21 protein-coding genes are annotated in these 21,884 nt (G+C 66.9%); 17 read left to right on the forward strand and 4 right to left on the reverse strand.

The annotated features are described in order from the left end of the window. Nucleotides 1-128: 128 nt before the first annotated feature. The 4 genes from thiD (at nt 129) to QM712_RS09610 (ending at nt 4,074) form a co-directional block, all read left to right on the forward strand. A complete protein-coding gene (thiD, locus tag QM712_RS09595) occupies nt 129-929 on the forward strand; it encodes a bifunctional hydroxymethylpyrimidine kinase/phosphomethylpyrimidine kinase (RefSeq protein ID WP_415022842.1) in 801 nt (266 codons plus the stop codon). A gap of 227 nt (nt 930-1,156) precedes the next feature. Next, on the forward strand, nt 1,157-1,969 hold the full coding sequence (locus tag QM712_RS09600; protein ID WP_415022843.1) for a UDP-2,3-diacylglucosamine diphosphatase: 813 nt from the start codon (nt 1,157-1,159) through the stop codon (nt 1,967-1,969). Continuing rightward, on the forward strand, nt 1,969-3,012 hold the full coding sequence (locus QM712_RS09605) for a glycosyltransferase family 4 protein (RefSeq protein WP_415022844.1): 1,044 nt from the start codon (nt 1,969-1,971) through the stop codon (nt 3,010-3,012). Before QM712_RS09600 ends, QM712_RS09605 begins: the two co-directional genes overlap by 1 nt. Nucleotides 3,013-3,090: 78 nt before the next feature. Continuing rightward, entirely contained in the window at nt 3,091-4,074 is a 984-nt protein-coding gene (locus QM712_RS09610) for a threonine/serine dehydratase (RefSeq protein WP_415022845.1), read from the forward strand. 235 nt (nt 4,075-4,309) lie between these two features. Here QM712_RS09610 and QM712_RS09615 read toward each other — a convergent pair whose 3' ends face one another. After that, complete coding sequence (locus tag QM712_RS09615) at nt 4,310-6,109, reverse strand: caspase family protein (RefSeq protein ID WP_415022846.1); 1,800 nt, start codon at nt 6,107-6,109, stop codon at nt 4,310-4,312. 274 nt (nt 6,110-6,383) lie between these two features. On the opposite strand from QM712_RS09615, the gene QM712_RS09620 reads away from it, so the two are divergent. From QM712_RS09620 to QM712_RS09635, 4 genes are read left to right on the forward strand one after another with little or no spacing between them, the layout of a single operon-like run. Next, the gene (locus tag QM712_RS09620) at nt 6,384-7,727 is read left to right on the forward strand and encodes an extracellular solute-binding protein (protein WP_415022847.1); all 1,344 of its coding nucleotides are present in this window, start codon (nt 6,384-6,386) and stop codon (nt 7,725-7,727) included. A gap of 22 nt (nt 7,728-7,749) precedes the next feature. Further along, complete coding sequence (locus QM712_RS09625) at nt 7,750-8,682, forward strand: carbohydrate ABC transporter permease (RefSeq protein ID WP_415022848.1); 933 nt, start codon at nt 7,750-7,752, stop codon at nt 8,680-8,682. 7 nt (nt 8,683-8,689) lie between these two features. Continuing rightward, entirely contained in the window at nt 8,690-9,520 is an 831-nt protein-coding gene (locus tag QM712_RS09630) for a carbohydrate ABC transporter permease (protein ID WP_415022849.1), read from the forward strand. 26 nt (nt 9,521-9,546) lie between these two features. Continuing rightward, complete coding sequence (locus tag QM712_RS09635) at nt 9,547-10,779, forward strand: hypothetical protein (protein WP_415022850.1); 1,233 nt, start codon at nt 9,547-9,549, stop codon at nt 10,777-10,779. 41 nt (nt 10,780-10,820) lie between these two features. On the opposite strand, the gene QM712_RS09640 is transcribed toward QM712_RS09635, so the two are convergent. Next, complete coding sequence (locus QM712_RS09640; protein ID WP_415022851.1) at nt 10,821-11,831, reverse strand: LacI family DNA-binding transcriptional regulator; 1,011 nt, start codon at nt 11,829-11,831, stop codon at nt 10,821-10,823. 108 nt (nt 11,832-11,939) lie between these two features. Between QM712_RS09640 and QM712_RS09645 the strand changes: the two genes are divergently transcribed. The 5 genes from QM712_RS09645 (at nt 11,940) to QM712_RS09665 (ending at nt 14,868) form a co-directional block, all read left to right on the forward strand. Beyond that, nucleotides 11,940-12,638, forward strand: a complete 699-nt coding sequence (locus QM712_RS09645; RefSeq protein WP_415022852.1) for an alpha/beta fold hydrolase — start codon at nt 11,940-11,942, stop codon at nt 12,636-12,638. Then, a complete protein-coding gene (locus QM712_RS09650; protein WP_415022853.1) occupies nt 12,638-13,669 on the forward strand; it encodes an aldo/keto reductase in 1,032 nt (343 codons plus the stop codon). The genes QM712_RS09645 and QM712_RS09650 overlap by 1 nt, the downstream gene beginning before the upstream one ends. Nucleotides 13,670-13,705: 36 nt before the next feature. Beyond that, nucleotides 13,706-14,149 (forward strand): RbsD/FucU family protein, encoded by a 444-nt coding sequence (locus QM712_RS09655; RefSeq protein WP_415022854.1) that lies wholly within the window; start codon nt 13,706-13,708, stop codon nt 14,147-14,149. Nucleotides 14,150-14,239: 90 nt separating this feature from the next. Further along, nucleotides 14,240-14,434, forward strand: a complete 195-nt coding sequence (locus QM712_RS09660) for a hypothetical protein (RefSeq protein WP_415022855.1) — start codon at nt 14,240-14,242, stop codon at nt 14,432-14,434. Nucleotides 14,435-14,472: 38 nt separating this feature from the next. Next, on the forward strand, nt 14,473-14,868 hold the full coding sequence (locus QM712_RS09665; RefSeq protein ID WP_415022856.1) for a hypothetical protein: 396 nt from the start codon (nt 14,473-14,475) through the stop codon (nt 14,866-14,868). Nucleotides 14,869-15,130: 262 nt separating this feature from the next. Here the strand turns inward: QM712_RS09665 and QM712_RS09670 are convergent, their stop codons facing one another. Next, entirely contained in the window at nt 15,131-16,423 is a 1,293-nt protein-coding gene (locus QM712_RS09670) for a hypothetical protein (RefSeq protein WP_415022857.1), read from the reverse strand. A gap of 74 nt (nt 16,424-16,497) precedes the next feature. On the opposite strand from QM712_RS09670, the gene QM712_RS09675 reads away from it, so the two are divergent. Beyond that, the gene (locus QM712_RS09675) at nt 16,498-17,694 is read left to right on the forward strand and encodes an MFS transporter (RefSeq protein ID WP_415022858.1); all 1,197 of its coding nucleotides are present in this window, start codon (nt 16,498-16,500) and stop codon (nt 17,692-17,694) included. On the opposite strand, the gene dgcA is transcribed toward QM712_RS09675, so the two are convergent. Continuing rightward, nucleotides 17,664-18,659: an N-acetyl-D-Glu racemase DgcA gene (gene dgcA, locus QM712_RS09680; protein ID WP_415022859.1), complete on the reverse strand. Its 996-nt coding sequence runs from the start codon at nt 18,657-18,659 to the stop codon at nt 17,664-17,666. The genes QM712_RS09675 and dgcA overlap by 31 nt on opposite strands. A gap of 134 nt (nt 18,660-18,793) precedes the next feature. On the opposite strand from dgcA, the gene QM712_RS09685 reads away from it, so the two are divergent. From QM712_RS09685 to QM712_RS09695, 3 genes are read left to right on the forward strand one after another with little or no spacing between them, the layout of a single operon-like run. After that, on the forward strand, nt 18,794-19,927 hold the full coding sequence (locus QM712_RS09685) for an MlaE family ABC transporter permease (RefSeq protein WP_415022860.1): 1,134 nt from the start codon (nt 18,794-18,796) through the stop codon (nt 19,925-19,927). Nucleotides 19,928-19,929: 2 nt separating this feature from the next. Further along, a complete protein-coding gene (locus QM712_RS09690; RefSeq protein WP_415022861.1) occupies nt 19,930-20,712 on the forward strand; it encodes an ABC transporter ATP-binding protein in 783 nt (260 codons plus the stop codon). A 16-nt stretch (nt 20,713-20,728) separates the two neighbouring features. After that, entirely contained in the window at nt 20,729-21,598 is an 870-nt protein-coding gene (locus tag QM712_RS09695; protein WP_415022862.1) for an MlaD family protein, read from the forward strand. Nucleotides 21,599-21,884: the final 286 nt, after the last annotated feature.

Here is a 21,884-nt window from a genome sequence, read left to right on the forward strand (position 1 = left end):
CCGCGTCCGGCTGATTCGCCGCTGTCGGCGGCCTTGCCGTGAATCCCGGCCGGTGCGGCTTGCTGGTGTTGGGCTGCCGCGCTAGGACAGGCCATGGCGGTGTTTCTTTCCAACGCGTGGGGCCGGTGATGACGACGCCCGTGGCCCTGACCATCGCCGGCTCGGATTCGAGCGGCGGCGCCGGCATTCAGGCGGACCTGAAGACCTTTGCCGCGCTCGGGGTCTTTGGTGCCTCCGCCATCACGGCGTTGACGGCACAGAACACGCGCGGCGTCACCGGCATCCACGCGGTGCCCGCCGAATTCGTCACCGCGCAGATCGATGCCGTGTTCTCCGACCTCGATGTCGGCGCGGTGAAGATCGGCATGGTGGCGCAGGCGTCGAGCATCGATGCGATCGCGGCCGCGCTGTCGCGCCGGTCGCCTCTTCACGTCGTGCTCGACCCCGTGATGGTCGCAACCTCGGGCGACCGCCTGCTGGCCTCCGATGCGGTCGAAGCCTTGCGCACCAGGCTGATGCCGCTCGCCTCCGTCATCACGCCGAATCTGCCGGAGGCCGCGGCTCTCCTGGACGAACCCGTTGCCGCAGGCGAGGCCGAGATCGCGAGCCAGGGCCGCCGCCTGCTCGCGCTCGGCTGTCGTGCGGTGCTGATCAAGGGCGGGCACGGCGACGGCCCCGAGAGCATCGACTATCTCGTCGATCGGGACAACACGATCGCGCTGGCCGCGCCCCGCGTCGCGACCCGCAACACCCACGGCACCGGCTGCTCGCTGTCCTCGGCGGTCGCGGCGGGGCTCGCCAAGGGCGAGGACCTCGAGCGCGCCGTGCGCAACGCCAAGGACTGGATCAGCGCGGCGATCGCGGCGGCCGACCGGTTCAGCGTCGGACACGGCCACGGGCCGATCCATCATTTCCACAGATTTTACTGAATCCGGCTCCGGCCACCGACGGTCGCACCGCGGTCCGCCGGAATAACCCCGTCCGGCCAGTCAGTTCCATGCCCCGGCGGAAGCCGCGGCGGCCCCATGTCGCCTGATTGTCGCATGCGACTGATATTCGCGGGGTGGGGGAGACGAGGTTTGATTCGTATCTGAGGGTGCCTCACAAGTTCAATCGGTCATCCCCCTGTCACGGGATTATTGTTACAGGCTGGCGCATGGGAAGCTACGATGTCAGTGACGAAAGCCCGGAGCGGCGCTTTCGCACGTTGTTCATCTCCGACGTTCATCTCGGAGCCCGCGGTTCTCAAGCCGATCTCCTGCTCGACTTTCTACGCTACCACGATGCCGACACCATCTATCTCGTCGGCGACATCGTCGACGGCTGGGCGCTGAAATCGAGCTGGCACTGGCCGCAATCGCATAACGACCTCGTCCAGAAGCTGCTGCGCAAGGCGCGCAAGGGCGCCAAGGTCATCTACGTGCCGGGCAATCACGACGAGTTCCTGCGCAACTATTACGGCACGCATTTCGGCGGCATCGACGTCGTCGAGAACACCGTCCATACCGGCGTGGACGGCAAGCGCTACCTCGTCATCCACGGCGACATCTTCGACCTCGTGGTGCAGAACGCGCGCTGGCTCGCCCATCTCGGCGACAAGGCCTACGACTTCGCGATCCAGATGAATCGCTTCGTCAACTTCTTCCGCCGCATGTTCGGCGTGCCCTACTGGTCGCTGTCGCAATGGGCCAAGCAGAAGGTCAAGAACGCCGTCAACTACATCGGTGCGTTCGAGCAGGCGCTCTCCGCCGAGGCGCGCCGTCATGACGCCGACGGCGTGATCTGCGGTCATATCCACTACGCCGTGATCCGCGACGAGGGCGGTATCCGCTACATGAACTGCGGCGACTGGGTCGAGAGCTGCACGGCGCTCGTCGAACATGACGACGGCCATTTCGAGATCATCACCTGGGCCGATCAGATGCGCAAAGCGGCGCCCGTTCCGCAGGTGGCAGCACGGGCAGCCTGATGCGCATCCTGGTCGCGACCGACGCCTGGCACCCGCAAGTCAACGGTGTGGTCCGGACGCTGACCAAGCTCGCGGACGCCGCCGAGGGGCTCGGCGTCGAATTCTCGTTCCTCACGCCGGAATCGTTCCGTACCTTCGCCATGCCGAGCTACCGCGACGTGCGGCTCGCCATGCCGCGCCCGGCGCGGATCGCGAAACTGATCGCGGAGGCGCGCCCCGACAGCATCCATATCGCGACCGAAGGGCCGATCGGGTTGATGGTCCGCCGCTATTGCCGGCAGCGCAAACTGCCGTTCACCTCGAGCTTCCACACCCGCTTTCCCGAATATGTCCGCGCCAGGGTGCCGGTTCCGGGCGCCCTGATCTGGCGGGCGCTGCGCCGCTTCCACAGCGCGAGCCGGGCCGTGATGGCGGCAACGCCGGCGCTGGCGCGCGAACTCGGCGAGCGCGGCTTCGACAACGTCGTGCTGTGGCCGCGCGGCGTCGACACCCGCCTGTTCCATCCCCGCGCCGTCGATCTCTGCCTGCCGGCGCCGGTGTTCCTCTCCGTCGGGCGCGTTGCCGTGGAGAAGAATCTCGAAGCCTTCCTCGACCTCGATCTGCCCGGCACCAAGGTCGTCGTCGGCGACGGCCCCGCGCGCGTCGCGCTTGAAGAGGCCTATCCCGACGCGATCTTTCTCGGCGAGAAGCACGGCGAGGAGCTGGCGGATATCTATGCGGCGGCCGACGTCTTCGTGTTTCCGAGCAAGACCGATACGTTCGGCCTCGTCCTGCTCGAAGCCCTCGCCAGCGGGCTGCCGGTCGCGGCGTTCCCGGTGAAGGGGCCCCGCGACGTGATCGGGGATGCGCCGGTCGGCGCGCTGGATCAGGACCTGCGCAGCGCCTGCCTCGCGGCGCTCGACATTTCCCGGCAGGACTGCGTCGAATTCGCCGCCAACTACACCTGGGAGGCCTCGGCGCGGGCCTTCATCGACTGCATCCGGGCGGTCGGGGCGGTGCTCCCGGGCAAGGCCGGGGCGGAGCCCGAGCGTTTCGTCGCCTGACCGGCCGGGCCGTTTTGCCCGATATCCTCGCGCGGAGGTGTCTTGCCCGTGGCTCGCCGCCCGCGATACAAATCGGGGATGACGGAACAGAACCTCCCGATCGGCCCCGCCGATATCGATGCCGCAGCGCGCGTGATCGCGCCCTTCGCCATCCGCACGCCGCTGCTGTCCTTTCCGGTGCTCAACGAGCGTCTCGGCGCGAAGGTGTTCCTGAAGCCGGAGATGCTCCAGCGCACCGGCTCCTTCAAGTTCCGCGGCGCCTTCAACAAGGTCGCGTCGATTCCGCAGGACAAGCGCGCCGGCGGCGTCGTCGCCTTCTCCTCCGGCAACCATGCCCAGGGCGTGGCGGCCGCGGCGAAGATCCTGGACATGCAGGCGACCATCGTGATGCCGTCGGACGCGCCGCTGTCCAAGCGCGAGCGCACCAAATCCTACGGCGCCGAAGTCGTGCTCTACGACCGCGACCGCGACGATCGCGAAGCGATCTCGCGTGGCATCGCGGAGAAGCGCGGCGCGACGCTGGTCAAGCCCTATGACGATCCCTTCGTGATCGCGGGGCAGGGCACCGCCGGCCGCGAGATCGCGGACGACATGGCGGGCCTCGGCCTTGCGCCGGACATCGTGGTCGCACCGGCCTCCGGCGGCGGCCTGATCGCCGGCGTCGCAACCGCGGTGAAGGCGCGCTATCCGCAGGCGCAGATCGTGGTGGCCGAGCCCGAGGCGTTCGACGATCACGGCATCTCGCTGACCGCGGGCCACCGTGAGCCGCATCCGCCCGCGGGCCGCACCATCTGCGATGCGCTGATGGCGCTGATCCCCGGCGAGATGACGTTCGCGATCAACAGCAAGCTGCTCGCGCGCGGCGTGACCGCGTCGGATGCCGAAGTCGGCGCGGCCGTCGCCTATGCCTATCGCGAGCTGAAGCTCGTGGTCGAGCCGGGCGGGGCGGTGGGTCTTGCCGCGCTGCTGGCCGGCCGCCTCGACGTTGCCGGCAAGAACGTCGTCATCGTGCTCTCCGGCGGCAATGTCGACGCCGATTTGTTCGCCGAGCTCGTGGCTTAAGCGTCCGATTGGCGAAAGCTCGCCTGCGACCATCTTTCAAGGCGCCTGCCTGCGGCAGGTCCTGAGGATGAAGTCGCGTCTCGCGGCGGGATCTCGGACCTGGTGGTGAGAAGCTCGCGAAAGCGAGTGCCTCGAACCATGCAGGCCGAACACGGCCGCTGTCTCTCGATCCATCAAAAGCGAAAGCCCTCCCCCGCAAGCGGGAGAGGGCATGCGCCGTCCAGGCTGTCGGCTGTCAGCGCATGAAGCCGGTGCGGTGATTGTTGCCGCCGGCGTTCGTGTTCGGAGCCTGGTTCATCGACTGCCGGAAATTGTTGCCGCCATTGTTGTTGCGGTTCGGCATCGTGTTGAGCTGCGGGCGTGTGTTCTGCACCTGAACCTTGTTGACGGGGTTGTTGTTGAACTTCACGCCGTTGGTGATGCGGACCGGGTTGTTCTGCGTCTGGACGTTGACCGGCTTCGCATCGACATTCGCGCCGCCCTTGCCGAGATTCACGGGCATGCTCACGATCTTCCCGGGCGTAGCGCCGGCATTGCCGCCGCCATTCTGCGTGGTGTTGGTCACCGGCAGGGTCACGATCTTGCCGGGGGCGCCGTTGTTGGTCGTGGTGCTGATCGGTGCCGGCAGCGTGACGATCTTGCCGGGGACCTGAGGCGGCGTGCCGTTCTGCTGGCTCTGGTTGTTGCCCGCGGGCAGGTTGACGATCTGGCCGCCATTGCCGGGCTTGCCGATGCCGGTGTTGTCGACAGGCTTCTGCACGACCGGCAGATTGGCGTTGATCTGCGGACCCGCACCCTGCTGCACCAGCGGCATGTATTTGGGCTGGCCGAGGCTGCCGATCTTCAGCGTCGGGGTGATCGTCTGCGGCGCCAGGAACTTGGTCGGCTGCAACAGGGGGATCAGCTTCGGCTGCGCCGCGAGCTTCAGCGCCGACGTCGCATAGGGGCTGCTGCCGTAGCTGTCGTAGAAAGTCTGGTAGCCGAGCGGCGAGTTCGCGAGCACCGCCTTGTGCCAGGCCTGCGACATCGCGAGGTTCGACAGCAGCCAGCGGATGCGATCGCACAGCGGGTCGTGCGGATACATCTGGATGAACTCCTGATAATATTCCGGCCGTCCTTCCGAGAGCACGTAGTCGTAGGCCTGGCGCGCCGAGCGGCTCGGCAGGTTGGACGCCATCTGCACGACCGGCGTGTTCACCGGCGCACGGCTCGCGGCAACGGCGGTGTCGCCGAAGAAGGTGAAGTCGGACGTGAGCGAAGAGCTCTCCCACGGGATCTGCGTGCCGTTCGTGCTCTGGTTGACCTGCAGGCGCACGCGCTTGAACAGCTGCTCGATCGGCACGTTGGGCTCACGCGCCACGTTGAGGAACGCCTGGGTGTAGGGGCTGTGGCCGCCGGCGCCATCCTGTGCTTCGGCGCCCGGTGCGGTCGAATAGCCGACGATGGAGCCGTTCGGCGCGTCGACGATCGCAAGGCCGCGGCCGGCGTCATTGACGGAGGGGAAGGGGTTGTTGCGGCAGGCATCGAGGATGACGATGCGCATGCGGCTCGGGATCGTCTCCAGCGTCGACATCACGTCGACGAGGCGGACCGAGTTGCTGACCAGCTCGGCGGCGGTGGCGACCCGCGCGTCCACGGGAACGAGATAGTTCTCGCCGGCGAGCTGCACGCCATGGCCGGCATAGTAGATCATCGCCACGGTGTTCGGACCGCGGGCCGACACCTTGGCCGAGAAATCCTGCACCACGCGGAGCATGTCGTCCTGGGTCAGGTCGGTCGCGGCCACCACCTCGAAGCCGGCGGAGTTCAGGAACTGCGCCATCGACTGGGCATCGTTCTCGGGGTTCGCGAGCTGCGGCGCATTCCGGTAGTTCGAATTGCCGATCACCAGCGCGACCCGCTGCTCCGGGCCCTGCAGGGCGGCCGGGGCCGCCGGCTCGCCGGGCGCCACTTGCGCGGAGGCGGGGCCGCACGCGAAGCCGAACAGGCTCCCCAGCAGGCCCGCATACATCAGGAAGGACTTCAGGCGGAACATAGTGTGCTCCTTTGGCACTGATCTCGATGCGAGATTGGTTGCGGGGAACCATCGCCGCGTTCGAGCCTGAGGTCCGTGATTGCGATCACCAATGCGCGAAATGTGAGCTAAGTCACACATTCGGTCTTGGCCGCTGGATGCGGCAATTTGCGTTATCGAAACGTTTCGATTGACACCGAACGAGAAGTTGGACGATTAATCCGCGGGAGAAATTCTCAAGCGGACCGCTTCTGGCCGTAACAAAACGAAACGTTTCATCTGGGGGGATACAATGATGTCATCCAAGCTCGGTTCTGTCCGCGCGCTGCTCCTGGGCACGATCGCCCTCGGCGCCGCAAGCCTCTCCGATCGCGCAATGGCCCAGCAGGCGGTGACGCTGACGCTCTGGCAGCAGGCCAGCACCCCCGCGCACGAAACCGTTCTGAAGCAGCAGCTGGAAACCTGTTCGGCGCAGCAGCCGAACGTGAAGGTGGCGCTGCAGAGCGTCGGGCTCGACGTGATGTATCCGCGACTGGCGACGTCGCTCAGGGATCGCAGGCCGCCCAACGTCATCATCACGGTCGAGAGCGTGGTCGCGTTCCTGCACGACAAAAAGAGCCTGGTTGCGGTCGACGACGTGATCGACGGTCACGGCCGCGCCGACTTCATCCCGGCATTCCTTCAGGCCGTCTCGGCCGAAGGCAAGACCTGGGCGGTGCCGGATTGGGCGCTGCATCATGCGGTCTGGTATCGCAAGGACCTCCTGGCGCAGGCCGGCATCCAGTCGACACCGAAGACCTGGGCCGAGCTCGAGGCGATGGCGGCGAAGCTGACCATCGACAAGGACGGCGACGGCAAGCCCGATCAGTTCGGCTTCGCAGTGCCCTGGGGCGCGAAGTTCTTCGCGGCCCAGCAGTCGCTGTTCGATGCGCTCTATGCGGAAGGCATCACGGTGGTCGATCCCAAGACCGGCAACTATTCCTTCGCCGGACGCAAGGCCGATGCGGTGCAGGCCCTCGACTACATGATGAAGATGCACAAGGCCTATTCGCCGCCCGCCAGCATCGACTGGACGCTGCTCGAGATCCGCACCGCGCTGATGAACGGCCAGATCGCGGCCGGCGCCGAATGGGGCGGGGTGGTGAAATTCGTCGAGCAGCAGCGGCCGGAGCTGCTGGACCAGCTCAGCGTGTTTCCGTTTCCCGCCCATGACGGTCCGGCCAAGGCGAGCCTCGGCGGCGGCTTCTACATGATGATCGGCACCGCGCCCGAGGCTGAAGTCGCGGCTTCGAAGAAGCTCGTCGCCTGCCTGATGCAGCCGTCGGAAGTCGCCCGTCGCGCCAACAGCCGCGCCATTTTCGCGCTGCCTGCCATCAACAGCGCCTACGACAGCGAGGCCTTCAAGTCCGATCCGATCAATGTGCGCTTCGCCAAGGAGATCGAGACGATCCGCCGCGACGTGATCAACAGGTGGTACCGCTACGGCCTGGAAGCCGGCCTCAACCCGGTCTCCTCGATCATGGAGAGCACCAGCGTCATCAACGAGAGCATGCAGAAGGTCGCGCTGGGACGGCAGACCTCCGCGCAGGCCATCGACGAGCTGGATCAGTTCATGAAGTCGTCGCTCGATCGTCGCTAGTCAACGCGGCCGGACCGAAGCCATGACCCCAGATAGCGCGGCCACGCCGCAAGCCTCGGATCGCATGCCGTGGTCCGTGCTGGCGCGCTATCGTCCGCCGGTCGGCCTGTTGCTGGTGCTGCCGGCCCTGCTGCTGCTGGCGGGCTTCCTGCTGGTCCCGCTGGTGCAGTCGATCAGCTACAGCTTCTACGACGCCGGCATGATCGGCGAGAGCGGCCGTTTCGTCGGTCTCGCCAACTACGTCAACGTCTTCCTCAGCGGAAAGATCGGCGCGATCTCCTGGGTGACCGTGGTCTGGACGCTGGGATCCACGGCCGGGCAGCTCGTGCTCGGGCTGCTCGCCGCCATGACGCTGCTCGCTGCCGGGCGCGCGAGCGTCGTCCTGCGCAGCGTCCTGCTGCTGCCCTATGCCGTGCCGGCCATCTCGCTGGCGCTGGTCTGGCGCTGGATGTTCAGCGACGGCACCGGCATCCTGACCCATTGGCTGCAGATCCTCGGCCTGTTTCCGCTCAACGCCTCGCCGCTCGGCTCCGCCGATGTCGCGATCTGGCTGGTGGTGCTCGCGAACATCTGGCACGGCTTTCCCTTCGCCATGCTGATCTACCTGGTCGCGCTCCAGCAGATCGACCCGGCGTTGTACGAGGCCGCCGGCCTCGATGGCGCCAACGTGTGGCAGAAGTTTCGCTACATCACGCTGCCGTCGCTGCGCAGCGCGACCATCGCGTTGCTGGTGCTGCGCGGAATCTGGACCGCGACCTCGTTCGATCTGCCCTGGCTCCTGACCGGCGGCGGCCCGGCGGGAACAACCTATGTCTGGCCGATCTGGATCTACGAGGAGGCGATGGGCTTCTTCCGTCCGGGACGGGCGGCGGTTCTCGCGCTGCTGCTCGGCCTTGCGATTGCCGCCGTCGTCTACGCGTTCCGCCGTGTGATCCGGCAGAGCCTGAGCCATTGAGCGATCGATGAATCCCAAAGCCATCCTGCTCCGGCTGCCGTTCGCGATATGGGCGACAGCGCTGGTGCTGTTCGCGAGCTTTCCGCTGCTGTGGATCGTGCTGTCGGCGCTGCGGACGCCGGCCGACCTGCTGGCACGGCCGCCGCGCCTCTTCACCGAGCCGAGCCTGCACTGGCTGCGCGAAGTGCTGCTGCAGACGGATGCTTTGCAATGGTTCGCCAACAGCGCGATCGTCGCGTTCGGCGCCGCCTGCATCAACATGCTGCTCGGCTCGCTCGCGGCCTACGGCCTCACGCGCTTCAAGTTCCGCGGCCGCGACGCCATCACGCTCGGCGTACTTTTCGTCTACGTGATCCCGCCGATCCTGATTTTCCTGCCGCTCTACGTGGCCCTCGACCAGCTCGGGCTGACCAATACCTATCTCGGCGGCATCCTCGCTCATACGACCCTGACGCTGCCGTTCTGCCTGTGGCTGATGCAATCCTTCTTCCGCAACATCCCGCCGGAGCTGGACGAAGCGGCCGTGATGGATGGTGCCAGCACCGCCCAGATCTATCGCCTCGTCATCCTGCCGCTCGCGGCTCCCGGCATTCTCGCGGTCGGCATTCTCGCCTTCATCATCTCGTGGAGCGAGTATCTTTTTTCCAGCACGGTCCTGACCCGCAGCGAAATGAAGACGGTTCCGGTCGCGCTCGCCGAGATGGCGAGCTCGGGACATGCACCGTGGGGCGAAATCATGGTTCTGGGCGCGCTGACCGCGGTGCCCGTTCTGATCCTCTTCACGCTGATCCAGAAATGGTTCGTGCAGGGCATTACGGCCGGCGCCGTCAAGGGATGACGGTGCGGGCAACGGGGAGAATGTGAATGCGAGTCGATGTCACGGTCAGTCACGGCGACTGGTTCAATTCCTGGGGCAGCTGGGGGCGTCCGTCGGTCGAGCGTATCCTCGACCAGCTCAAGGAAGCCGGCGTGCAGCGGGTGCCGTGGCGCACGATGTTCGGGGCGCGGGCCCAGTACCATTCCAAGATCGAGACGGTCTATTGGGGCCGGGAAGGCGGCGGCGGAATCGATCGCCCCGGCAATGAAGGCACGGCACGGCGCAGCTACGATCTGCGGCAATGGGATCCGCTGCCCGATGCGATCGAAGCCGGCCGGGAGCGCGGCCTCGAAATCGGTGCATGGTATCCGCTGTTCGAGGAGACTCATTTCCAGCTCGATGTCTCGCGGCTCGCCCGCGAGAAGCCGGAGTGCTGGGTCGAGACGCGCGAGGGCAGGACACGGCGCAGCAAGCTCAGCTTCGCGCATCCGGCGACGCGCGCGCACAAGCTGGGAATGCTGACCGAACAGCTCGACTACAATCCCGACTACGTGATGCTGGACTTCTATCGCGAGACCCAGGAATGGGAATTCCGCCGGCAGCCGAGCGTGGAAGTCGATCCCAGCGGCGTCTCGATCTACGGCTACGAGCCGCCGATGCGCGATGCGTTTCGCGCGCTGCACGGCAAGGACCCGCGCGAGCTGCGCAACGACGATCCCGTCTGGGTGGACTTTCGCGTGGCGCAGAACACCGAATTCATGCGTGAGGCCGCAGCGCTCGTGCACGGACGCGGAAAGCGCCTGGCGGTGCGGGTTCGCTCGCTGCGGTCGATGGCGCTGCCGATGCCGTGGTGGGTGTCCGAGCGCTATCCGACCGACTCGCGGCGCGGCTCGTTCGTCGATTGGGCGGAGTGGGCGAGGCAAGGGATCGTCGACGATGTCGTGCTGTTCATGGACAATTGGGACCTGTTCGACATCACCGCCGCCGATGTCTGGCGCGAGGCGCTCGACGCGCGCGAGCGGATGGACGGCAAGGGGACGCTGACGATCGGGCTGTTCATGTTCGACATGCATGCGCGCAGCGCGCTCGATGCCTGCAGTCAGCTGGAGAGCCTCGCCGACGGCGCGCAGCGTGGGGGCGCCGAGGGGGTCTGCCTGCTCGAATCCAACAACGTGCATGCCTGGGGTGGGGGCATCGGCGGCGGCGGCCGCAAGGATATCGGCCTGTGGTCGGCCGTGCACCGGATCACGCGTCCGGAGTGGGCGGGGCTGCATATTTGATCGCCGCGCACGACATTTCGCGGGACAGGTCGCGCGCGCTCCTAGTCGAGCGCGACGCAGGAATCGCGCGCGATCAGCGTCGGTGCGAAGATCCGGCTGCGCGCCGCCGTGATCGTCTCGATCTCGCCGACGCGATCCAGGAGGTATTCCACGGCGATGCGACCCATCTCCTCGATCGGCTGGGCAATCGCCGTGAGGCGCGGCCGCAGCGCCGTGCTCCACGGGAAGTCGTCGATGGCCGCGACCGAGATGTCCTGCGGACACCTGAAGCCGAGATCGCCGATCGCCTGCAGCGCGCCGAGGGCCATCACGTTGTTCGCGGCGACGATCGCGGTCGGCCGGTTGCGGCCCGACAGCACCGGCTGGGCCACCATGTAGGCCGCTTCGCCGCGGAAGTCGGCACGCAGGCAGATCGCGGGATCCGGCTCGAGGCCGATGTCGCGCAGGGCCTCGCAATACCCCTGATAGCGCTCGTCGCTGGTCGACAGGCCGGCACGGCCGCCGATGAAGGCAACCCGGCGGTGGCCGAAGCGCAGGACGTATTCCGTGATCATCCGGCCCGCTGCGCGGTTGTCGAGGCCGATGAAGTCGCGATCGAGGCCTTCGATCCGCCGGTCGATGGTGACCAGCGGCGCGCCGATCTCGCGCGTGAGCTTCTCGCGGTAGGCCGCGCCCTGTCCGGACGGCGACAGGATCACGCCCGCGACGCGCTGGACGCGCAGCAGTTCGAGCAGTTCGAGCTCGCGCGCCTCGTCCTCGTCGCTGTTGCAGATGATGACGGCGTAGCCGGCATCGTGCGCCGCCTTCTCGATCGCGCGCGTGAGCGTGCCGAAGAACGGATTGGTGATCTCCGAGACGATGAGGCCGAACAGCTGGCTGCGTCCCATCCGGAGGCTGCGCGCGATTCCGTTCGGCGCGTAGCCGACGGCATCGACCGCGTCGAGAATCCGGCGCAGGGTTTTCTCGCTGACAGTTCCACTGCGATTGAGGGCGGCAGACACCGTGGCGATCGATACTCCAGCCTGCCTAGCAACGTCACGTATGTTCGCCATCGACGCCATCTTCATGAGGGAACGAAGTCACGTCATCAATCTAAACGTTATCTCCGCCGAGAGGTAGTGATCTGTGATCGGATTGATCGCAATGGTTAGGGACAGCCGATGCCTCCGCCGTTGATCCTGCTTCCCGGCCTCAAGAGCGACCATCGCGTCTGGCAGCCCCAGATCGACGCGCTCGGGAGTCGGAGCGATGTCATCGTTCCGGTCGCTTCTCTCGACTGCGAGAGCATTGCCGGCATGGCGACGGCCGTGCTCGCCGGAGCGCCGGAGCGATTTGCGCTCGCGGGATGCTCGATGGGCGGCTATGTCGCTCTTCAGATCATGCGGCTGGCGCCTGAACGCGTCGAGCGGTTGGCGCTCGTCTCGACGTCGGCGCGCCCGGAGAATCCCGCGACCACTCCGCTGCGTCATGCGGCGCTCGCGCTGGCGCGCCGCGACGGTGTCGGGGCGATGGCCGCGGCGGGACTGGGTCGCGACTTCCATCGTGCGCATCGAGACGATGCCGGCCTCGCGGCGCTGATGGTCGCGATGGCCGAAACCGTGGGCCTCGACATCATCGAGCGGCAGATGCGTGCGGTCATCGCGCGACCTGATGCCCGTCTTGTGCTGGCGTCCATCAGGTGTCCGACCGCGATCGTCGTGGGCGAACAGGATCAGGTCACGCCGCCCGATTGTTCGCGCGAACTGGTCGCCGCCATCGCGGGCAGCACGCTGTCGATGATTCCCGATTGCGGTCATTGCGCATCGCTGGAAACACCCGGGCGCGTCACGGCGGCGCTGCAAGCGTGGATGGAGGCGTGATGGATTTCGCGAACGAGAAGCCGTTGCCGTCGCGCACGCTCGGGCGCACGGGATTGCAGGTGAGTTGCCTTGGTTTCGGTGCCGCGCCGATCGGCGACCTCTATCAGGTGCTCGATGAAGGCCGCGCCATCGGTGCCGTGACTGCCGCTTACGACGTCGGCATGAACATCTTTGATGCCGCGCCGCTCTACGGGCATGGTCTTGCCGAACATCGTTGCGGGACGGCGCTCCGCAGCGTGCCGCGGGACAGTTTCCTGCTGTCCACGAAAGTGGGGCGCTGGCTCGATCCGTTCGCGGCGCGCGGCAACGGTTCGGGCTATGTCGGCGGCCTGCCTCACGGCGCGATCATCGACTATTCCTATGACGGCACGATGCGGTCGGTCGAGCAGTCGATGCTTCGGCTCGGTGTCGGGCGCATCGACATCCTGCTCATTCACGACGTCGATGCCTGGACCCACGGCGAAGCCGCGGTCGAGACGCGATTCGCCGAAGCGATGGAGGGATCCTATCGCGCGCTCGCGCGCCTGCGCGACGACGGCGTGATCAAGGCGATCGGCGTCGGCGTCAACGACGTCGGGATGTGCGAGCGCTTCGCAAGCGCCGGCGATTTCGACGTGATGCTGCTGGCCGGACGCTATTCCCTGCTGGAGCAGGGCGCGGCTGAGAGCTTCTTCCCCCTTGCCCAGCGCAAGGGGATCGGCCTCCTTCTCGGCGGCGTCTTCAATTCCGGGATTCTGGCCACCGGCGCCCGGGATGGCGCGCGCTACAACTATGCGGCGGCAAGCGAAGCCGTCCTTGCGCGCGTGCGCCGGATTGAGGCCATATGCGGTGCACATGAAGTGTCGCTTCCGGATGTCGCGCTGCAATTCGTGCTCGCGCACCCGGCCGTGTCGAGTGTCGTGCTCGGCGCGGTTTCGGCCGACGAAGTCCGGCAAAACGCGGCGCGGCTGAGCCGCAGGGCTCCACGCGGGCTCTGGGACGATTTGAAGTCGGAACGGCTGCTTCCGCACGATGCGGCTGTTCCGTCATGATGAGCTCGAGATTCATTTCAATTGCGGGAGGCGTCCATGCTGAAATCGCTTGATCCGATCCTGACGCCAGATCTGCTCTGGCTTCTGGCCTCGATGGGCCATGGCGACGACCTTGCCTTCGTCGATGCCAATCATCCGGCGACGCGCATCGCGCAGAGCACGACGTCGCGGCGCCTGATCCAGCTGCCGGGCATGAGCATGGAGACGGCGATCGGCGCCATCATGACGCTCTATCCGCTCGACGATTTCGATCCCGATCCGGTGCGCGTGATGATGCCGGTGGACGACCCCAATCGCGTCCCCGAGGTGCAGCGTGCCGTGCTGGACGAGATCGCTCGCTCGGTCGGCCGCCCCGTCACGCCCGGCAAGCTCTCGCGCCCTGATTTCTATCGCGCGGCGGCGGCGAGCTTCGGTGTCGTGCAGGTCGGGGACACCAGGAGCTATGGCTGTTTCCTGATCCGCAAGGGCGTGATCAGCTAGAGCCTGCCGCGCGCAACGTCGCGCGTTCGGAAATCGGGTGGATCGATCTGTCGCAACTCCTATCGTGGCGAAGACACGTGGGAGCACGACATGTACAAGTTTCATTCCATCGCTGCGCTTCGCGGCGACGGCCTGCGGCCGGAGTTGCAGGCTCTGTTCGAGCGAGAGGCGATCGACCGCGACGCGCAGTTGCGCAGTCGTCCTGACGGCATGATCCAGTCGGGCCCGGATTCCGCCGCGGAGCCGGCCGAGATCATCGAATTGCGACCGAAGCGAATTGCCTGACGCCAGGCGCGATGGCGCGCAAGCCCACTCGGATTTGAATGGCCTTCCTGCAGGCGACTGTCTATCGTGCGGGCATGTCGCGAGTCCTGTGTCTGACTATTGCTGTCATCGTGTCGTTGCTGCCGGCCGTCGCGCCGGCCGAGCCGACGCAAAAACGTCCCAAGCCGGTCTGGCATGGCTACGGCTTCCTGCCGGGTTATCGGCAGCCGCTGAGCAACAGCCAGCCGCTCTACGCCCAGAAGGACGCGATGCGGCGGCTGTCGCGCAACGACCGGCGTCATTGGTACATCGACCCGGTGCCGCGCTATTATGGCTGGGACGGCGAGTGGCACTATTTCGGCCGGCCCGGCTTCGGCGGCGGCCGCTACAATGGCGGCAGCTTCGGTCCCTGCTGGACGCGGACACCGATCGGCGCGGTCTGGAACTGCGGTTGATCGATCGCGCGTGAACGCGGCGCAGCGCCGCCTTGGCGGCCGCGCGAGGGCTGCGACCCATCCTATCAGTGAGGCTGCGACCCCTGGGTCCTGGAGCTTCGCTTCGTTCGTCCGGGACAGGTGACTGCTGTTGCCTCGTGCGCCGTCATTGCGAGCGCAGCGAAGCATCCAGGATCTCATCGCGGAAGGACTCCGGATCGCGTCGCTGCGCTCGCAATGACGATGCGGTGACCGCCTAAGCGACCAACGAAGCGAACGATCCTTACGAGAAGAACGCGATCTTCTCGGCCTGGGTCATGCGGCGGATCGGGGCCAGCGGATCGTTGGCCGGTGCGCGGGGCTTCTGCAGGATGCCGCTGGCGAGGATGGTGGCGCCGAGCGAGGCCTCGGGGAGCGGCGAGGGCATCGGCAGCGTGGCGGTCGGCACGGCGGCGAATGTCGCGGTGGCTGCAGCCGCCATGGCCGGCACAGGTTGCTCCATCACTTCGGCGGCCGCTTCCGCGATGGCGTCGGTGAGCCGCGCAAGCGACTCCATGGCGATCGGAGCGTCATCGGCGGGCTCTTCCGCGACCATTGCCGCGATCGGCTCGGGCGCGATGGGCTCCGGCACCATCGCCGCGATCTCGACGTCCATCGGCGCCGGAACCGTGACGGTGATTTCGACGGGCTCGACGAGTTCGTCGAAATCCGGATCGGCCGCGGCCATCTCCATCGCGATGCGCTCGAGCACCGCTTCGTCCTCGGCTTCCGCGGCGGCGTCGAGCGAAAACTCGTCCGTCACGTCCGCAAGGGCCGTGGACTCTGCGACCTCTTCGAACGCGGCATGGCGTTCCGCGGCGATCTCCGGTTCCATCGCGGCGTCCATCGCCGCCTCGGCAACCGCGCTCGCCGCATCGGCAGCAGGGGCTTCGCCGGCTGTCGCGGAGAACGTGGCTGCTGCCGACGCTGTTTCCGCGCTGGACGGCGATTCGGTCCGCGCGGGAGCGGGCGAGGGAGGTGATGCCGCCTGCGACGTTGCGCCGACGTCGGTCTGCTCGATCCGGTCCTTGAGCAGGTCGAAGGCGGCCTTCAGGTCGGCGCGCGGGTCGATGGTCGACACCTGCGCGCAGGCGCTCTCGATGGAGGAGAGCTGCGAATCAATGAGGTCGCAGATTCGCCCGTCGGCGCCGATCTCGCGCCAGCGCCAGGAGATCTCCCTGATGATGCGCACGCCGCGATGGATCGGCGATATGCCGGCCTCGATAGCGGCCGGATCGAACGCCCTGGCGGCGGACGTTTCGGCATCCGCGACGGCGCGGCGGATCGCGGCAAGCGCCTCGGGAAGGCGATCCTCGACGATCGGTTGCCGCTGTGCCGCAAGGGTTTCCTCGATTTTCGCGACCGCGTCGAGAACCATGCGCGTGTCGGCATTGCGGTTGCGCTTGGCGTATTCGCCAAGGAACCAGCGGCCGCGCGCCGTCTCCATGAAGGCTTCGCGGATCGCTTCGTAGTCCTGCTCGTTCGGCTCTGCCGCGCGGGCAGACATGGGCGAGAGGGCGAATGCTTCAGTGGCCATGGCAATCTCGTCGCGCAAATCACTGCGCGTTATGTAACGATCACCACGATATCGACCGAATCGCAATTGGTTTGATGGCACGCGAATCACAAATCCCCACGCCTGCATCCGTGAAACGGCGATTCGCGGTGGGACTCGCCCTGTTCTACTCGGCCGTATTCGCCGTGTCGGGCACGCATCTGCCGTTCTTCCCGGTCTGGCTCAAGGCGATCGGCATCGATCCGTCATGGATCGGCATCATCAACGCGCTGCCGGCGATCACGCGCTTCACCACGTTGCCGCAAATCACGGCCCTTGCCGAAAAGCGGCACGCCATCCGCGCCGGCATGATGGTGTCGGTGCTGGCCACCGCGATCGGGTTCACGGCGGTCGGCTTGCAGCAGCAACCGCTCGCGCTGTTCCTGATCTACGCGCTCACCTGCATGATGTGGACGCCGACCAACCCGCTGACCGACGCCTATGCGTTGCGCGGCGTCGCGCGCTACGGGCTCGATTACGGCCCGCTGCGGTTGTGGGGTTCGGCGGCCTTCGCCGCGGGCTCGCTCGCCTGCGGCTATCTCGTCGACAGCATCGCCGCGAGCAGGTTGATCTGGGTCATCGTCGCGTGGGCCATCGTCGCGGTGCTCGCCAGCCTGTTCCTGCAGCCGCTCGACGACGTCAGGCGAAAGACGACGGAGACGCATGCCGGCAAGGCGCTGCTGCGCGACGGCGGCTTCTGGGCCGTGATCGCCTCGGCCGCGCTGATCCAGGGTAGCCACGTCGCCTATTACACGTTCTCGGCCATCAACTGGCAGGCCCAGGGCCTCGGTGGGGTCACCATCGCGGGCCTCTGGACGCTCGGCGTGATCGCGGAGATCGCCGTCTTCGCGCTGTCGCCGCGTTTCTCGCTGCATGCGTCCTCGCTGATCGCGATCGGCGGCGCGAGCGCGGTCGTGCGCTGGATCGTCACGGCGCAGGAGCCGCCGCTCGCGCTGCTTGCGATCGTGCAGCTCGGCCACGGCCTCACCTTCGGGATGACGATCGTCGGCACCATGAACCTGCTGGTGCAGCGCGTGCCCTCGCACCAGATCGCGCGGGGGCAGGGCTATTACGTCGCGTGCAACGGGCTCCTGGGCGCGGCGACCTCGATCGCCTCAGGCGCGATCTACGCGCGGATCGGCGACGATCTCTACTACGTCATGGCGGCGATGGCCGCCGCCGGTGCGCTCGTGATCTGGGCGGCGCGGCCCCATCTCAAGGCTCATCCCCACAGCGCGGCGTCGGGCGGATAGACCAGGCTGCCGTCATAGCGCAGGGCGTGGTCGCGATCGCGCGCGAGCAACAGCGGCCCGTCGAGATCGACGAAGCGCGCCTGCGGGGTGACCAGCATCGCGGGCGCCATCGAGAGCGAGGTCGCGACCATGCAGCCGATCATGATCTCGAAACCGAGGGCCTGCGCGGCGTCGGCCATCGCCAGCGCCTCGGTGAGGCCGCCGGTCTTGTCGAGCTTGATGTTCACGGCGTCGTAGCGCTCGCGCAGGGGCGCCAGGGAGCCGCGGTCATGCACGCTCTCGTCGGCGCAGACCGCGAGCGGGCGCCTGATCTGCGCCAGCGCGTCGTCCTTGCCGGCCGGCAGCGGCTGCTCCACCAGCGTGACGCCGACGGCGTCGCAGGCGGCGAGATTGTGTTGCAGGTTGGCCTCGGTCCAGGCTTCGTTGGCGTCGACGATCAGCTCGGATTCGGGGGCGGCCTTGCGGACGGCGGCGATCCGCTCCGCATCGCCCTCGCCACCGAGCTTGATCTTGAGCAGCGGCCTGTGCGCCGCCCGGGCGGTCGCCGCGGCCATGGCCTCCGGCGTCCCCAGCGAGATCGTGTAGGCCGTGGTGCGCTCGCCCGGCACCGGGCGGTCCAGCAGGTTCCAGGCCCGCAGGCCCGCCGCCTTGGCCTCGAGGTCGATCAGGGCGCAATCGAGCGCGTTGCGGGCTGCTCCCGGCGGCATGGCGGCCTGCAGGGCTTGCCGCGTGAGACCGCCGGCGACCGCGTCCTGCATGGCCTCGATGGCAGCAAGCGTAGCCTCCGGCGTCTCGCCGTAACGAGGATAGGGCACGCATTCACCCCGGCCGGCGAGGCCGTTCCGGCTGACTTCGGCCACGACGGTCACGGCTTCCGTCTTGGCGCCCCGGCTGATGGTGAAGCTCCCGGTGATGGGAAAGCGCTCGATTCGCGCGCGAAGTGCCGGAACTTTGCTGGAAGTCATTTTGAACTCTGGCGAAATCTGAACCTGCTGGTTACCTCTAGCAACTAACAATGGCCAGTTGGGGGTACCTTTTCTAGGTAAGGGCGCGTGCGCAACCAATCGTTTTTCTCCGTCCCGGCGCGGGAGCGGACATCTTGAGCGGCGATCCGAAGCTGGAACGGATCGCGAAGGGCAACGCGCTGGCGCTTTGTGCCACCGGGACCTGGACCGCGCGCTTCGCGCCGCTGCTCGAGCGGATCGTCGCCGATGCGGAGAAGCTCGCCGGCGGCCCGCAGAGCGTCTTCATCGATGTCTCGGAGGTCGCCCAGCTCGATACGTTCGGCGCCTGGCTGATCGAGCGGCTGCGCCGCAGCCTCACGCAAGGGGCCGTCGAGGCGCAGATCGCCGGGCTCTCGGCAAATTATTCGAGCCTCGTCGACGAGGTGCGCCGGGTGCGGGCGACGCCCGTGATCGACACCGGCACCATCACCATCACCGGCATGCTAGAGCAGATCGGCCGCACCGTCGCCGGCATCGGCGGCACCGTGGCGAGCCTGATCGACATGCTCGGCGCCGTGCTCGCGGCCGGCGGCCGCGTGCTGATCCACCCGCGCTCGTTCCGCCTGACCTCGACCGTGCACCACATGGAGCAGGTCTGCTGGCGCGCGGTGCCGATCATCGTGCTGATTACCTTCCTGATCGGCTGCATCATCGCCCAGCAGGGCATCTTCCATTTCCGCCGCTTCGGCGCCGACATCTTCGTCGTCGACATGCTCGGCGTGCTGGTGCTGCGCGAGATCGGCGTCCTGCTGGTGGCGATCATGGTCGCGGGCCGCTCGGGGAGCGCCTACACCGCCGAGCTCGGCTCGATGAAGATGCGCGAGGAGATCGACGCGCTGCGCACCATGGGGTTCGACCCGATCGAGGTTCTGGTGCTGCCGCGCATGCTGGCCCTGGTGCTGGCGCTGCCGATCCTCGCCTTCCTCGGCGCGATGGCCGCGCTCTACGGCGGCGGCCTCGTCGCGTGGCTCTATGGCGGCGTCGATCCCGAGGCGTTCCTGCTGCGCCTGCGCGATGCGATCTCGATCGACCATTTCATCGTCGGCATCGTGAAGGCCCCGGTGATGGCCGCCGTGATCGGCATCGTCGCCTGCGTCGAGGGCCTCGCGGTGCAGGGCAGCGCGGAATCGCTGGGCCAGCACACGACGTCGTCGGTGGTGAAGGGCATCTTCTTCGTCATCGTCATGGACGGCGTGTTCGCGATCTTCTTCGCGTCGATCGGGATGTGACGATGGCCCAGGACATCCGGAACGCGACGCCAGATCCCATCATCCGCGTGCGCGACATCACCGTGCAGTTCGGTGCGACGCGGGTGCTCGACGGCCTCAACCTCGACGTCAGGCGCGGCGAGATCCTCGGCTTCGTCGGCCCGTCCGGCGCGGGCAAGTCGGTGCTGACGCGCACCATCATCGGCCTGGTGCCGAAGGTGGCCGGAAGCATCGAGGTGTTCGGCGTCGACCTCGACGCCTCCAGCGGCCCACAGCGTCGCGGCGTGGAGCGGCGCTGGGGCGTGCTGTTCCAGCAGGGGGCGCTGTTCTCCTCGCTGACGGTGCGGCAGAACATCCAGTTTCCGATGCGCGAATATCTCCGGGTGTCGCAGCGGCTGATGGACGAGATCACGATCGCCAAGCTGACCATGGTCGGGCTCAAGCCGGACGTGGCCGAGCGCTTTCCCTCGGAACTGTCCGGCGGCATGATCAAGCGCGTCGCGCTCGCACGCGCACTGTCGCTCGACCCGGACCTGGTCTTTCTGGACGAGCCGACCTCGGGCCTCGACCCGATCGGCGCAGGCGACTTCGACGAACTGGTCAGGACGCTTCAGCGCACTTTGGGCCTGACCGTTTTCATGGTAACCCACGACCTCGACAGCCTCTACACAGCCTGTGACCGCATTGCCGTTTTAGGGAACGGTAAGATCATTGCGGCAGGGTCGATGGCCGACATGCAGGCCTCGCAGCATCCCTGGCTGAGGCAATATTTCCACGGCAAGCGCGCCCGCGCGGTCATGGGTTGAACAGCCGGAGCACCTGATGGAAACGCGGGCGAATTACGTACTGATCGGATCCTTCACGCTGGCGGTGATCGCCGCCGCGATCGGCTTCGTGCTGTGGTTCCAGTCGCTGCACACCACCAAGCAGCGCAGCCCCCTGCGCGTCGTGTTCGAGGGCCCGGCCGCGGGCCTGCGCAACGGCGGCAGCGTCAATTTCAACGGTATCCGGGTGGGCGAGGTGGTCTCGGTGAAGCTGGACAACCCGCGGCGGGTTGTCGCACTCGCGATGATCGAGAACAACGCCCCGATCCGCAAGGACACGCTGGTCGGCCTCGAATTCCAGGGCCTCACCGGCGTCGCCGCGATCTCGCTCAAGGGCGGGGAGGAGGCGGCTGCCCCTCCGCCGCTCGACCAGGACGGCATCCCGACGCTGACGGCCGATCCGAACAAGCTGCAGGACGTCACCGAGGCGATCCGCGGCACGCTGCAGAACATCAACAAGATCGTCGCCGACAATCAGGAATCGGTGAAGAACTCGCTGAAGAACCTCGAGACCTTCACCAACTCGCTCGCCCGCAACTCCGAGAAGATCGACGTCGTCATGGCCAAGGTCGACGGCGTGATGCTCAAGGCCGACAACCTCATGCTCGGCCTGAACACGCTGGCCGGCGGCAAGGACGGCGGCGAGCTGTTCCAGGCCGTGAAGTCGATCCGCGAACTGGCCGAAGACTTCGACAAGCGCTCGGGCGCCCTGATGACCGACGGCCGCCGTACCCTCGGCGACATCAGCCGCGCCGTGAACAATTTCGACCGCAACCCGACCCGCGTCCTGTTCGGCGCCAGCAACAGCTCCCAGCCGGCCCCGCCGCCCGAGCCGCCGAAGCCGCCCGCGACGGAACGCAGGCGGTAGGCGGACGGGCGAGCTCGCGGAATCCGTCTCTCGTCATTGCGAGCACAGCGAGGTGTCCGCCGAAGCCTTGGCAGTGGCGGAGCAATCCAGGCTGTCTCCGCGGATGCAGTCTGGATTGCTTCGTCGCTGCGCTGCTTGCAATGACGGTGCAGGGAAGTGGCGTGCGGATCTCGTAATTTCGCAGCCTGGACGGGGCGAAGCGCTATCCGGGTCTTTCACCGCGTTCCGCCGCGCTCCATGCGGGCCATGATGGTCCCGCAACGTCGCGCACAAACAAAAACGGAGC

The sequence above is a fragment of the Bradyrhizobium sp. genome, assembly GCF_047605465.1.
GTDB lineage: Bacteria > Pseudomonadota > Alphaproteobacteria > Rhizobiales > Xanthobacteraceae > Bradyrhizobium.